Below are 13,452 nucleotides of genomic sequence, written 5' to 3'. Positions count from 1 at the left end.
GGCCGGCCCGCTGGGCGGGCCGCACGGCGGCGTCGGTCAGCGCGGCCACGGGCGCGACCCGGGTGCCCTGCCAGGAGGGCACCGCGGCGGCCACCACGGTCAGCACCGTGCCGAGGCCGAGGGAGAGCAGCACCGTACGGGCCGTGACGGTGACCGTGCCGGTGACCGGCGCGTCCAGGGTGGACAGCAGCGCGCCGAGGCCCGCGGCCAGCCCCACCCCGGCCAGCACCCCGACCGCCGAGGCGAGCAGCCCGGTCAGCGCCGCCTCGCCGAGGGTGGCCCGGTAGACCTGCCCCCGGGTGGCGCCGACCAGCCGCAGCAGCGCGGTCCGCCGGGACCGCTGGGCGAGCACGATGGCGAAGGTGTTGGCGATCACGAAGCCGGCCACCAGCACGGCCACCGCGGCGAAGGTGCCCAGGAACAGCTCGAACTGCCGCCGGTCGCGGACCGCGTCGGCGACGGCCTCGTCGAGGATGGCCGCGCGGTCCCGGACCACGACCTTCGGCCCGACCGTCGCGCGGACCCGGTCGGCGAGCGCCGCCCGGTCCGCCCCGGGCCGGGCGGCCACCATGATCCGGTCGTAGCCGCGCTGCCCGCTCACGGCCTGCGCGTCGGCGCCGGCCAGGCCGATGAACGGGCCGCCCACGTCCCGGGAGCTGCCGGCCACGTCGACCGTGCCGACCAGGGTGTACGGCCGCGCCGGCCCGCCGTTCCCGCCGACCCGCACCGGGCTGCCCAGGGCGAAGCGCTGGTCGGCGACGGTCTTTTCGTCGAGCACCAGCTCGCCGGTCCGCTGCGGCAGCCGCCCGGCGACCACGTCGTAGGACTGGAGGGCCGGGTCGGTGGGGATCGCGGCGAGCACGGCGTAGCCGAGGACCGGCCGCCCGTCGGCGCCCACCACCCCGGCGGTGCCGGTCAGCTCCCCCTCGGCGGCGGCCACCCCGTCGACCGCGCGCACCCGGTCGACCAGGGCGGGCGGCAGCGGCGCGGTGCCGGCGTACGCGGCCAGGTCGGTGTGCCGGTCGAAGGCGCCGGCCCGCTCGTACGCCCCGGCGCGCATGCCGTCGGTGAACATCAGGGTGCCGGCGACGAAGGCGACGCCGAGGACGATCGCCAGCGAGGACAGCAGCAGGCGCAGCCCCTCGGCGCGGACCTGGCGCAGGGTCAGGCGCAGCATCCCGGTCACCGCCCCACCGGCGACGCGCCGGCCTCGAGCCGGGTGAGCGCGTCGAGGACCTGGCCGGCGGTCGGCGCGTGCAGCTCGTCGACCAGCCGCCCATCGGCGAGGAAGACCACCCGGTCGGCGTGGGCGGCGGCCTTCGGGTCGTGGGTCACCATGACCACGGTCTGGCCGAGGGTGTCCACCGCCTCGCGGAGCAGCCGCAGCACCTCCGCGCCGGAACGCGAGTCCAGGTTGCCGGTCGGCTCGTCGGCGAAGATCACCCAGGGCCGGGTGACCAGGGCGCGGGCCACGGCGACCCGCTGCTGCTGGCCGCCGGAGAGCTCGGCGGGCCGGTGCCCGAGGCGGTCGGTGAGACCGACCGCGGCCACCACCTGCCGCAGCCACTCCGGGTCGGGCCGCCGGCCGGCGATGGCCAGCGGCAGCACGATGTTCTCCTCGGCCGTGAGGGTGGGCAGCAGGTTGAACTTCTGGAAGACGAAGCCGATCCGGTCCCGGCGCAGCCGGGTCAGCCGGCGGTCGTCGAGGCGGGCCAGGTCGGCGTCGCCGATGCGCACCGTGCCGGCCGACGGCCGGTCCAGGCCGGCGAGGCAGTGCAGCAGGGTGGACTTGCCGGAGCCGGACGGGCCCATCACGGCGGTGAACCGGGCGGCGGCCAGGTCGAGGTCGACGCCGTCGAGGGCGACGACCCGGGACAGCCCGGATCCGTACTCCCTGCGCAGCTCACGGGCGGTGACGGCGACGCCGGTGGTCGGGGTTGCGGACAACGTGGTGCTCCTGTCGAACAGGGTCATCTGACCCTTCCGACGCTATGCGCGGCACCCCGCCGATGATCTCCACCTGCGCGCTCGACCTCGGTACGCCGCTGGTCGCTCCCGACCGGGTGGACCCGTATGACCCAGGTCGTACACCGGGTCAGCCGCCGGGCGTGACCAGCCCGCTCTCGTACGCCAGCACGACGGCCTGGACCCGGTCGCGGAGCTGGAGCTTGGCCAGGATCCGGCCGACGTGGGTCTTCACCGTCGCCTCGGCCACGTGCACCCGGGCGGCGATCTCGGCGTTGGAGAGCCCCTGCGCGACGAGCAGCAGCACCTCCCGCTCCCGCTCGGTGAGCTGCGCCAGCCGCGGGTCCTCGGTGGGCGCCGGCCCGAGCTGCCCGGCGAACCGGTCCAGCAGCCGCCGGGTGATCGACGGGGCCACCACCGAGTCGCCCTCGGCCACCACCCGGATCGCGGCGAGCAGGTCCTCCGGCGGGACGTTCTTGAGCAGGAAGCCGCTGGCCCCAGCCCGCAGCGCGGCGAACGCGTCGGCCTCGGTGTCGAAGGTGGTCAGCACCAGCACCCGGGGACGGCTCCCGGCCGGGCGGGCGCAGATCCGCCTCGTCGCCTCCACGCCGTCCATGGTCGGCATCCGCAGGTCCATCACCACCACGTCGGCCTCGACCCGGTCCAGCACCCGCAGCGCGTCCGCGCCGTCGATCGCCTCGCCGACCACCGCGAGGTCCGGTTGGGAGTCCAGCACCATCCGGAACCCGGCGCGCACCAGCGCCTGGTCGTCCACGATCACCACCCGGACGGTCATGCGGCCGCCTTCCCTTCCTCGGTTCCCGGCGCCGACGGTAGCGGCAGCCGCGCCTCGACCCGCCAGCCCCCACCCAGCGTGGGGCCGGCGGCGAGGCTGCCGTCGTACACCCCGACGCGCTCCCGCATGCCGACCAGGCCGTGCCCGCCGGACGGCGCCGGCCGGACCACCGGACGGCCGCGCCCGTCGTCGACCGCCCGGACCACGACGGCGTCCGCGGACCAGTCGAGGCGGAGCTCGACCGCCGCGCCCACCCCGGCGTGCTTGAGTGCGTTGGTCAGGCTCTCCTGCACCACCCGGTAGACGGTCAGCTCCAGGCCGGGCGGCAGGGCGACCGGCGTGCCGGTGGCGGTGTCGGTGATCCGCAGGCCGGCGGCGCGGAAGCGGTCCAGCAGGTCGGGCAATTCGACCAGGGCCGGCCGCCGGTGCGCCGGCACCGCGTCGAGCGTGCCGTCGGGCGCGGCCGCCGGCTCCGGCCGGCTCGGTTCCCGGAGTACGCCCACCAGGCGCCGCATCTCCTCCAGCGCCTGCCGGCCGGTGTCCGCCACCACCTTGGCCGCCTCCCGGGCGGTGGCCGGGTCCCGGTCGATGGTGAACCGGACCCCGTCGGCCTGCACGATCATCACGGCCATGCTGTGCGCGACCACGTCGTGCAGCTCGCGGGCGATCCGGGTGCGCTCCTCGGCGACCGCCGCCCGGGACTCGGCCTCCCGTTCCCGTTCCAGGGTGGCGGCGCGCTCCTCCAGGCTCAGCACGTAGAGCCGGCGGGTCCGCACGTTCAGCCCGACCAGCCAGACCGCACCCGTGACCAGGCCGTAGTAGATGGCGCCGGCCCACCAGGGCGCCGGGCCGGGCATCTGCACGGCGGCGAGCAGCACGCCGATCGCGGCGACGATCCCGGCCAGGATGCCGTCGCGCAGCCGGTCGGCGTACTTGACCACGCTGTAGAGGGCGATGAGCACGCCGACGTCGTAGGCCAGCGGGCCCCAGCCGGCGACCACCTGGAGCAACGCGAGCACGGCCACCCCGGCCGCCACCGCCGACGGATGGACCCGCCGGAAGAGCAGGACCACCGCCATCACCAGGCCCACGGCGGTGGCCGCCACGCCGCCCGGCTGGGCGAAGATCCCCAGGACGGCGAAGACGGCCACCAGCCCGGAGACGGCGGCGTCGAACGCGACGCTGCGCAGCGGGCGGCCGAAGACGATGCGGTCCACGATCACCCAGCGTACGGGCTGGCGCGCCCGTCGATGCCTACGGCGTTACGAGGACGGGTCGGCGACGAAGACGCCCAGACCCTGGTGTCCGTACAGTTCGCCGGTCTCGATGAGGATCGTGATCGCCTGCCGGACGGTGGACTGGCTGCCGACCTCGTACAGGTCGGCCAGCGCCTTGGTCGACGGCAGCTTGTGGCCCGGCGGCCACTCGCCCGAGGCGATGCGGCCCCTGATGTCGGCGATGATCCGCCGGTAGTGCGGCTCGAACTTCCGTGGTGCGGGCATGCGAAGTACTCCCAGCTAGGCACGCCCATCTGATCACGCCATGCGGGAGGACTTCAAGAGCATCGTTGACTTTACCAGTATTGTCGGTATGGTTTGTGAGCGAGGAGGCTCCCAGCTAGGCACTGCGGCGTCACCTCTCGGAGCGGCGTCCGGCGGCCCGGCCGTCCCGCTGCTCCGACCACAGCCCCGGCACCAGATGCCACCGACAGGCCCGGGGCGGGTGCCGGGCTCCGACCGGCTCGGGCGCGCGGTCGCGCCGGCCGTCCCCGCCCGCCTCGGCGCCGCCCCTCCGTCGCTCCCAGGGAGAGCCATGGACCCCACCCACCCGACGCCCGAGCCGCGCTGGATCATCCACCTGCCCACGACGCTCACCCGGCGCGTCGAGGCCACCGCGCTGCGCGACTCGCTGGGCCACGTCACCGACATCGACTTCGGCGAGACCACGCTCAGCGAGGAGGACCGCCAGTTCGTGCGTACCCGGATCTGGTGCGACGCCCGGCTGCCCGGCAACGCCCGCTGCCCCCGCCCGGCCGACCACGACGGCGCGTGCGGCGGCGAGCTTCCCCAGATCTTGGCGACTTAGCGTTCGGAGCGAACGGAAGGTCGCCAAGATTCGGCGGCTCAGGGGGCGATCAGCTCGCGGAGGCGGGCGATCTCGGCGGACTGCTCGCTGGCGACCCCGTTGGCGAACTCCTGGAGGGCCTGGTCCGCGCCGACCTTGAGCAGGTCGGTGGACATGACCACGGCGCCCTCGTGGTGCGCGGTCATCATCCGCACGAAGAGCCGGTCGAATTCCGCGCCCCGGGCGGCGGCGAGCTGCCGCATCGCCTCGGCGGACTGCATCCCGCGCATCGCGCCGTGGTCGTGACCGGGCACCTCGGCGTCCAGCCCGCGGGTGTCGAGCCAGCCGCGCAGCACCCCGATCTCCGGCCCCTGGGCGGCCCGGATCCGCTCGGCGACGGCACGTACGCGGGCGTCGGCGGCCCGGTCGGGGGCGAGGGCGGCCATCTCCACGGCCTGCTGGTGGTGCGGGATCATCATCCGGACGTACCAGACGTCGAGGCCGTTGTAGCGGGGCGGGGCGGCGTCGCGGACCTCCTGCGCGGCGCGGGTGGCGGCCGGCTCCCCCGGCCGGCCGGGCACGACGACCGGCGGCGCGTCCACCGGTGGCGCGCTTCCGGTGGCGGACGGGCTCGCCGGAGCCGCCGCGGGATCGCCCCCCGGCCCGGCCAGCGCCACCCCGGCTCCGACCAGGAGCACCACCAGCGCTGTGACGGCGAGCCAGACGCGTCCCTGCCGGCCGGTCATACGACACTCCCTCCGGTCGAGGTGGCAGCGATCCTATCCATAGACAATCCGGCTTAGATGTGGCCGGGGTCACATTGATGCATGTCATCGGCCGGTAAGGTGTGGAAAATCATCATCCCCTTCCGGAGGGTGCCGCCGATGATCAGCATCCGCACGTCCCGAACCCGGATCGTCAGCCTCGCCGCCGCCGCCCTGCTCCTCGCCGGCGTCGTCGCCGCCCCGCCCAGCAGCGCCCAGGAGACCTCCCGGGCGGCGACCGCACCGGCCACCGTGGACAGCGCCGTCCCCGGGGTCGACGAGATCTCCAGCAGCCCCAACCTGCGCCAGGTCGCCAACCTGCGGAAGCAGGCGCCGTTCGACACCTCCGCGGCGTTCGGCACCGACATCGCGTTCCAGGGCCGGTACGCCTTCGTCGGCAACTACGACGGCTTCGTCATCTACGACGTCTCCCGGCCGAGCGCGCCGACCATCGTGTCGCAGGTGCTCTGCCCCGGCTCGCAGAACGACGTGTCCGTCCACGGTGACCTGCTCTTCCTCTCCACCGACGCGCCCCGCAGCGACGACTCCTGCGCCAGCACCCCGGTGGACCGCACGGCGACCCGGTGGGAGGGCATCAAGGTCTTCGACATCAGCGACAAGACCAACCCCCGGTACGTGAAGTCCGTGCAGACCGCGTGCGGTTCGCACACCCACACCCTGGTGCCCGCCAAGGACCGCCGGTCGGTCTACCTCTACGTCTCCTCGTACGGGCCGTCGGACACCTACGTGGGCTGCCCACCGCCGCACGACTCGATCTCGATCGTCAAGGTGCCGCTGCGTTCGCCGACCGACGCCGCCGTGGTGGCCACCCCGAACCTCTTCCCGGACGGCGGCTACCCGGGCATCCCGGGTGAGAAGTCGGCGACCACCGGCTGCCACGACATCACCGCGTACCCGGCGAAGGACCTGGCCGCCGGCGCCTGCATGGGCGACGGCATCCTGCTCGACATCGCCGACCGGGAGGCGCCGCGCGTGATCGAGCGGGTCCGGGACACCGAGAACTTCGCCTTCTGGCACTCGGCGACCTTCAACAACTCCGGCACCAAGGTGGTCTTCACCGACGAGCTGGGCGGGGGCGGCGCGGCGACCTGCAACGAGGCCACCGGGCCGAACCGGGGTGCGGACGCCATCTACGACATCACCGGCCGCGGCGACGACCGGCGGTTGGCGTTCCGCAGCTACTACAAGATCCCACGAGCCAACGCCGACACCGAGAACTGCGTGGCGCACAACGGCTCGCTGGTGCCGGTGCCCGGCCGGGACATCATGGTCCAGGCCTGGTACCAGGGCGGCATCTCGGTCTGGGACTTCACCGACTCCCGGCACCCCACGGAGATCGCCTTCTGGGAGCGGGGTCCGCTGGCCGCCGACCGGCTGCGCACCGGCGGTTCCTGGTCGGCCTACTGGTACAACGGCCACATCTACTCCAGCGACATCCAGAAGGGACTGGACGTGCTGGAGCTGCGCGACCCGCGTACCTGGGTGGCACGGCTGATCCAGGTGCCCGAGCTGAACGTGCAGACCCAGACGGGCTACGTGAGCTGGTGACCCGCCGGCCGGGTCCGGCCCCGTTGCGGGGTCGGGCCCGGCTCAGCCCATCGGCAGCCGGTAGCCGCGCTCGCCACCGCCCGCGGTGACCAGCCGCACCTCGCCGGTGCGCAGCCCGTACGTCACCGACCAGCGGGTGTGCGCCTGCCGCACGGCGTCGAGCAGGCGCAGCGCGGCCGGGGCGTCCACCGCTCCGCCGGCCCGGTCCAGCGCCTCGGCCAGCACCCCGTAGCGGTGGTCGTTGCGCAGGTCGCGGTCGGCAACCCCGACGGCCGGCACATTCGTCAGCGCCTGCCAGGCGCCCCGGCCCTTCTCGGCCCGCATCGCGCCGTCCACGAACTCGATCACCGCGGACGCGCCGGTGGCGTCGGCGATCAGGTAGTGCAGCGGCGGGCCGCCGTCGAAGTCCAGGTTGTAGCGCCCGAACACGGCGATCGCCTCGTCCACCGTGGCGGCCGAGTCCAGCACCAGGCGCAGGATGCGCACCGAACCCACCGTCGGCCGGCCAGCCACCGGCTCCGCCGTGGCGCCGTCGTCCGCGGCCAGCCCCACGGCCAGGCCCCGCTCGTTCATCCCGTCGAAGGGCAGCAGCGGCGCGTTCAGCAGCCGGCGGTCCCCGGCCGGATCGGCGGTGACCCCCAGGTAGGAGATGTCCACCAGGGAGATCGAGGCGTACCCGTCCGGCGGGTCGGTGCGCAGCACCAGCGCCGGGTTCGCGTCCCAGTCGAAGTTGCGGGCGAACAGCGGCCGGCTCCGGTCACCCCGGGCCGCGAACAGGGAGCAGCCGAACGGGGTCGCCTGCGGGGTGCCCGCGACGCCGACGGTCGGGTCGTAGTCGCCCACGTAGGTCATCTCGTACAACGGCAGGTCGTCGACCCGGCGCAGGCTGGCCAGGGTCTGCTCGACCTGGCCGGCATCCTGCCGGGAGGCGGTCGGCGTGCCGGCCCCGGCCGGCTCGGCGGGCCGGTCGCTCCCGCCGCAGCCGGTGGCCACGAGGAGCAGGGCGAGCCCGGTGGCGAACAGGGTCCTCCGCATGCCCGCGACGCTAGAAGAGGCGGCGACGGATGTCCACCGGGGACGTCAGCGGTCCGGGATCCGGGCCAACTGCGCCTCGATCGCCTCCGGGGTGAGGGCGGGCCGGCCGCCGGGATGGCCCACCGTCGCGCCCGCCGCCGCGACCGCGTACCGGGCAAGCCGGGGGTACGGGTCGTCGCGGAGCAGGCCGGCCGTGACGGCGGCGACGAAGGCGTCCCCGGCGCCCGTGCTGTCCACGGTCGGCGTCTCGCTCACCGGCACGAACAGCCCCCCGCCGGGCCAGACGAAGGCGTTCCCCTCCCCCGCCACCTCTACCGCGACCAACGCCGGCCCCCGGGCGGCCAGCTCCCGGCCGGCGCGCAGCCCCGCCTCGGCGTCCTTCGGCGGGTCGCCGCCGAGCAACAGGCCGGCCTCCCGCGCGTCGGCCCGCAGCACGTCGGCCCGGGACAGCAGCTCCGCCGACCCGTCCGGGTCGTCCGGCGCCCCGTCGAGCACCACGAGCCGGCCGGCGTCGCGGGCGTGCCGGGTCGCCGCGAGCGCCGCCGGCAGCGGCTGCTGGAGCTGGACGACCACCGCCCGGGCGGCCCGCAGCACCTCGGCCGCGCCCGTCACGTCCGCCTCGCTGAGCAGGGTCGCCCCGGGGATGTCCTCCAGGTACCGCCAGTGGGCCCGGGCGTCCACCACGTCCACGATCAGCGCGCTCGGCGTGTCCGGCCGGCGCAGCACCGGGGCGACGTCGATGCCGTCGCTGCGGGCCCGGCCCAGCAGCCGGTCGCCGACCTCGTCCTCACCCACCACGCCGAGCAGCCCGACCCGGACGCCGAGCTGGGCCAGTCCGACGGCCTGGTTGGCCCCCTTGCCGCCGAGCAGTTCCCGCCGGCACCGCACCGGGGCCGTCCCGGACGGGCCGGGCACCTCGTCCACCAGCAGGACGATGTCCCGGGCCACCTGCCCCACCACGATCGCGTCCAGTCCGGTCATCCCGGGCTGATACCCCGGCCACCGCCGGTCACGCCCGGCTCAGCCGCGGACCACCGTGAACATGTAGCAGCCGTACACCACGTTGCGGCTGTGCAGGCGGTCCACTGCCGGGTCGGCCAGCAGCGCGGCGACGACCGCCTCCGGGTCGTCGCCGTCGTGCCGCCGGCCGTCGACGATGCGGCCCCGACGGTCGTACGCCCGCAGCACCTGGGGCCGCCCCCGCCAGTCGGGCGGGTACGCCGTCACGTCCGCCGGTCCTGGGCAGTCGACCGCGTGCGCGAAGATCGGCCCCACCTCCCGGTACGGGCCGGGCGGCAGCGGCGGGGCGTACCCGAAGAGCATCAGCGGCTCGCCTGGGGCGGCGTCGCGGAGGCAGCAGCGCAGCGGCTCGCCGCCCTCGGCGCAACACCGCTCGGTCGGCTGGCCGGAGGCGTCGCGGCCGGTGCGCCGCACGCCGGCCAGCACCTCCGCGGCCACGGGTTCGATCACGTACCTGATGCGCGTCCTGGTCATGCCGTCCAGCCTGGCCGAGGGCCCGGCCGGTGGCTGGCGGCGATCGGACCTCGCATGACCGGGAGAGGCGTGGGCCTACTCGGCATCACCTGACGCCTGGGCCGGGGCTCTGGTGCGCGGGCCGACCAGCCGCCGGACCACCGGCACGGCGTTCCACTTCGCCGCGCCGACCAGGTCCCGGGCGTGCTCCAGCACCGTGTAGTCCGGCCGGGCCAGCCCGTCGGCGATGGCCCGGTCCAGGTCGTTGCCGCACCGGGTGAGCACGCTGTCGAAGTCGCGCCGGACGGGTTCGAGCAGGTGGTAGCCGAAGGAGCGGTGCAACCGGGCGAAGAGCGGCTTGTAGAGCCGGGCCCGCTCGTGCAGCCCCGACGAGTACGACATCGGGTTCTTCGGCCGCCGCCGGACGTAGTCGGGCAGCAGGTCGGCGAAGGCCCGCCGGACGATCCACTTCTCCTGCCCGTCGCGCAGCTTCAGGTCCAGCGACAGCCGCATGGCCAGCTCGACCACGCTGAGGTCGAGGAAGGGCACCCGCGCCTCCACGCCGTGACCCATGCTGGCCCGGTCCACCCGCTGCAGCTCGGTCCGGCACAGGTTGCGGATCTTGTGGAGGAAGAGCCGGCGGGACCGCTCCGGGCCGACGTGGTGGTACATCGGGTACCCGCCGAACAGCTCGTCCGAGCCGTCGCCGGTGAGCACCACCTTGACGCCCAGCTCGCGCAGCCGCCGGAAGATCGGCACCGAGACCACCGCGTTGATGATGTCGCCGTACTCGGTCAGCTCCGAGATCCGGATCGCCTCGCGCACGTCGGCCAGCCGGATGTCGCGCGGGCGCAGCTCGATCACCTCGTGCGGCACGCCCAGGTCGGCGGCGAGCCGCCGGGCGTACGCCACGTCGGGGCTGTCCGGCACGCCGACCGTGACCGCCACGCAGTCCGGGTGCAGCTGCCGGGCGTGCAGCAGGGCCAGCGAGCTGTCCAGGCCGCCGGAGAGCACCACGCCGACGGTGAGGTCGGTGTCCAGCCGTACCCGGATGCTGTCGGTGAGCGCGGCACGGACGAGCAGGGCGGCCTCGTCCGGGTCGTCGATCACCGGCAGCCCGGCGCCGAGGGTGAGCAGGTCGACGTACGGGCGCAGCCGGACCGGCCCGTCAGGCTCGGCCCAGCCGTGGAACCCGGGCGGCACCTCGCTGATCGGCGAGCCGTGCCCGACCAGCGCCTTGACCTCCGAGGCGAGATGCAGGCAGCCCGGGCCGCGGGACCAGTAGAGCGGCTTCACCCCGAGCGGGTCCCGGGCCAGGTACGCCCGGCCGGTGGCCCGCTCCACCACCACGAAGGCGTACTCGCCGCGCAGCCGGCGCACCGCCTCCTCGCCCCAGTGCCGGAAGGCGGCGAGCACCACCTCGGTGTCGCCGGTGGTGCGGAACTCGTACCCGAGCCGGGTCAGCTCGGCGCGCAGTTCGTGGTGGTTGAAGACCTCGCCGTTGTAGCAGAGCACGTGCCGCTCGTCGGGCGAGATCCAGGGCTGCACCGCCCGCTCGCGGTCCACCACCCGCAACCGCCGTACGCCGGTGAGCAGGCCGTCCTCCAGCCGGGTCTCGGTCACCTCGCCGCGCGGGGCGAGGACGGCCAGCATCCGGCGGAAGGTGGCCGGGTCGGCCTCGGGGCCGATGCTCAGCGCGATCCCGCACATCCGCTCAGACCCCCATCTCGGCCTCGTACGCCCGGCGGAACCGGCGCTGGGCGGTGGGCGCGAGGCAGAGGTGCCAGGCCTGGCCCTCGTCGACCACGTTGAGCTCGCCGGCCTCCTGCCGGGCCAGCAGCAGGTCGGCGAGGAGGTCCCGGGCCCCGAACCGCCGGTACCAGGCCAGCTCCACGTCGGCCGCCCAGCCGAGGCAGTGCCCGCTGGGCACCATGGCGGCGTAGCCGAGCCGGCGCAGCCGGTACTGGTGCTCGGCGCTGCGGGCGAGGCTGGTGACCCAGAGGGGCGGGGTGCCCGGCCGGGCGGCCGCGGCGAACTCCCGGCCCACGTCGTTGAGCAGCGCGATCATCTCGCGCCGGGCCCGGCGGAACCGCAGCCCGGCGGTACGCGGGGTGGCGTCCGGGCGCAGCCGGCGCCGGACCGCCCGGAACCCGCGACCGAAAACGGTGGCGGGCTGCTCCTGGTAGCGGAAGGTGAGCAGCCCGCGCCGGCGCAGCCACTCCAGGTCGACCAGGTCGGTGCTGGTGTCGACCTGGCCGTCGGTGAGGAAGGAGGCGCTGTCCCGCCACCACATCACGTCGATGCGGGAGAGCAGGTAGATCCGCACCAGCGCGGTCAGGTCGTGCGCCGAGCTGCGGGTGTTGGGCTGGTAGCGGCTCATCTCCAGCAGCAGGGTCTCCCGGGCGCCGACGAAGCCCTGCGGGGTGGCGTCGAGAACGGCGGCGATGGCCGGCTCCCGCAGCCGCTGGTCGAGCAGCACCTGGCGGGCCGTGGTGGACGGGGCGTCCGCCAGGGCGCCCACCTCGACCAGCAGCTCCGCCACCGCGGCCCGGTACGCGGCCAGGTCCGGCTGCTCGGGCCCGGGGCGCCGGCCGGCGGCCGGGGGGAGTCGGCGGGCGGGGGCCGCGGACGCGACGGCGGATCCGGGCCGGTGGCCGGGGCTTCGGCTGGGCACTCGCATGGTCGGCCCCTCTCCGGGCAGGACACGGCGTAGTCGAACCTGAAAAACACCGTAATCACCAGGATCGGCAGCCCCCCTAAGGTGCTCATCCCGCCGAGAGGTCCCGAACCCAGACGTAACTGGGCGGCGCCGGCAGGCCGGCGTCGCGGCCGGCGCGGACCGCGTCGGCCAGGTGCAGCGCGGCGCCGAGGGCGGCGCGGAACAGCAGCGAGCCGGTGCTGACCCGGGCCACCCCGAGCCGGCCCAGCTCGGCCAGGTCCGGCCCGTCCGGGCGGTGCAGCACGTTGAGCGGCAGCCCCGCCTCGGCCACCAGCAACCGGACCGTGTCGTCCGGCGCGCCCGGGACGAAGAGCCCGTCCGCGCCCGCCGCCCGGTACGCCGCGGCCCGGTCCAACGCCGCCGGCAGCGGGTCGGGCACGCCCAGCCACCAGGCGTCGGTGCGGGCGTTGACGAACAACCCCGGCACGGCCGACCGCACCGCCGCGATCTTGGCGGCGGCGAGCTCCACCGGCGCGAGGGTGCCGTCCGGGCGCCCGTCCTCCAGGTTCACCCCGACCGCGCCGAGTGCGGCCAGCTCGGCGACGTACGCGGCCACCGCCGCCGGGTCGTCGCCGAAGCCGTCCTCGATGTCGACGGTGAGCAGCACCGGCAGGTCCCGCAGCCGGCGGGCCAGGTCGAGGGTCTCGCTCCGGGTCGCCCCGGTCCCGTCCGGCTTGCCGGCGGCCGCGGCCACACCGAGGCTGGTCGTGCCGACGGCCGGGTGGCCCCGGGCGGCCAGCGCCGCGGCGGAGGCGTGGTCCCAGGCGTTGGGCAGCAGGACGGGCCGGCCCGGCCGGTGCAGGGCGTGGAAGGCGGCGGCGCGGTCGGTCATCGGAACATCACCTCGATGCTGGTCGGGACACGCAGGGTGGGGTGCGGGGCGTAGCGGACGGGCGCCGCGGCGGGCCGGCAACGTGCGCGCAGCACCTCGACCACGCCGGCGGCGAGGGCGAGGGCGTGCCGCTCCCCCGGGCAGCCCCGGGGCCCGGCACCGAAGGTCAGCGCCCGCACGGGACGGTGGGCGAGGGCCAGGTGGCCGCCGTGGCCCGGGCCTGCGGGGCGGCCGT

Annotated in this window: 14 protein-coding genes and 1 pseudogene; 2 read left to right on the top strand and 13 right to left on the bottom strand. The window is 75.3% G+C overall.

The genetic code is table 11. From position 1 onward, the window contains the following. The 5 genes from B0E53_RS24400 to B0E53_RS24380 all read right to left on the bottom strand — a co-directional run. Positions 1-1,177 (bottom strand): ABC transporter permease (locus B0E53_RS24400; RefSeq protein WP_146167749.1); only part of this gene is annotated, 1,177 nt, incomplete at its 3' end. A gap of 5 nt (positions 1,178-1,182) precedes the next feature. Further along, on the bottom strand, positions 1,183-1,947 hold the full coding sequence (locus B0E53_RS24395) for an ABC transporter ATP-binding protein (RefSeq protein ID WP_107078185.1): 765 nt from the start codon (positions 1,945-1,947) through the stop codon (positions 1,183-1,185). Between the two features lie 148 nt (positions 1,948-2,095). After that, the gene (locus tag B0E53_RS24390; protein WP_107078183.1) at positions 2,096-2,761 is read right to left on the bottom strand and encodes a response regulator transcription factor; all 666 of its coding nucleotides are present in this window, start codon (positions 2,759-2,761) and stop codon (positions 2,096-2,098) included. After that, positions 2,758-3,984 (bottom strand): sensor histidine kinase, encoded by a 1,227-nt coding sequence (locus tag B0E53_RS24385; RefSeq protein ID WP_107078182.1) that lies wholly within the window; start codon positions 3,982-3,984, stop codon positions 2,758-2,760. The genes B0E53_RS24390 and B0E53_RS24385 overlap by 4 nt, the downstream gene beginning before the upstream one ends. A gap of 39 nt (positions 3,985-4,023) precedes the next feature. Then, entirely contained in the window at positions 4,024-4,263 is a 240-nt protein-coding gene (locus B0E53_RS24380) for a GntR family transcriptional regulator (RefSeq protein ID WP_107078181.1), read from the bottom strand. Between the two features lie 310 nt (positions 4,264-4,573). Here B0E53_RS24380 and B0E53_RS24375 point away from each other — a divergent pair, with 310 nt between their 5' ends. Beyond that, positions 4,574-4,846 carry a hypothetical protein gene (locus tag B0E53_RS24375; RefSeq protein WP_107078180.1) on the top strand — a complete coding sequence of 91 codons (273 nt, stop codon included), beginning with the start codon at positions 4,574-4,576 and terminating at the stop codon, positions 4,844-4,846. A gap of 38 nt (positions 4,847-4,884) precedes the next feature. Here the strand turns inward: B0E53_RS24375 and B0E53_RS24370 are convergent, their stop codons facing one another. Beyond that, positions 4,885-5,571, bottom strand: a complete 687-nt coding sequence (locus B0E53_RS24370) for a DUF305 domain-containing protein (RefSeq protein ID WP_107078179.1) — start codon at positions 5,569-5,571, stop codon at positions 4,885-4,887. Positions 5,572-5,709: 138 nt separating this feature from the next. Between B0E53_RS24370 and B0E53_RS24365 the strand changes: the two genes are divergently transcribed. Then, positions 5,710-7,158, top strand: coding sequence for a hypothetical protein (locus tag B0E53_RS24365; protein WP_107078184.1), 1,449 nt, complete (start codon positions 5,710-5,712; stop codon positions 7,156-7,158). Positions 7,159-7,200: 42 nt separating this feature from the next. Here B0E53_RS24365 and B0E53_RS40215 read toward each other — a convergent pair whose 3' ends face one another. The 7 genes and pseudogenes from B0E53_RS40215 to B0E53_RS24330 all read right to left on the bottom strand — a co-directional run. Beyond that, a complete protein-coding gene (locus B0E53_RS40215; RefSeq protein WP_107078178.1) occupies positions 7,201-8,193 on the bottom strand; it encodes a linear amide C-N hydrolase in 993 nt (330 codons plus the stop codon). A 45-nt stretch (positions 8,194-8,238) separates the two neighbouring features. Next, complete coding sequence (locus B0E53_RS24355) at positions 8,239-9,174, bottom strand: PfkB family carbohydrate kinase (RefSeq protein ID WP_107078177.1); 936 nt, start codon at positions 9,172-9,174, stop codon at positions 8,239-8,241. 39 nt (positions 9,175-9,213) lie between these two features. Beyond that, positions 9,214-9,687, bottom strand: a complete 474-nt coding sequence (locus B0E53_RS24350) for a DUF1203 domain-containing protein (protein ID WP_107078176.1) — start codon at positions 9,685-9,687, stop codon at positions 9,214-9,216. A 75-nt stretch (positions 9,688-9,762) separates the two neighbouring features. Further along, the gene (locus B0E53_RS24345) at positions 9,763-11,376 is read right to left on the bottom strand and encodes an asparagine synthase-related protein (protein WP_107078175.1); all 1,614 of its coding nucleotides are present in this window, start codon (positions 11,374-11,376) and stop codon (positions 9,763-9,765) included. Positions 11,377-11,380: 4 nt separating this feature from the next. Further along, positions 11,381-12,346: a hypothetical protein gene (locus B0E53_RS24340; protein ID WP_107078174.1), complete on the bottom strand. Its 966-nt coding sequence runs from the start codon at positions 12,344-12,346 to the stop codon at positions 11,381-11,383. 85 nt (positions 12,347-12,431) lie between these two features. Then, positions 12,432-13,217: an isocitrate lyase/phosphoenolpyruvate mutase family protein gene (locus B0E53_RS24335; protein ID WP_107078173.1), complete on the bottom strand. Its 786-nt coding sequence runs from the start codon at positions 13,215-13,217 to the stop codon at positions 12,432-12,434. Then, a pseudogene (locus B0E53_RS24330) lies at positions 13,214-13,452 on the bottom strand (hypothetical protein); the annotation flags it as partial. The pseudogene B0E53_RS24330 and the gene B0E53_RS24335, both read right to left, overlap by 4 nt.

Source organism: Micromonospora sp. MH33 (genome assembly GCF_003013775.1).
GTDB lineage: Bacteria > Actinomycetota > Actinomycetes > Mycobacteriales > Micromonosporaceae > Micromonospora > Micromonospora fulviviridis.
This window is presented reverse-complemented; position numbering and strand designations above follow the sequence as displayed.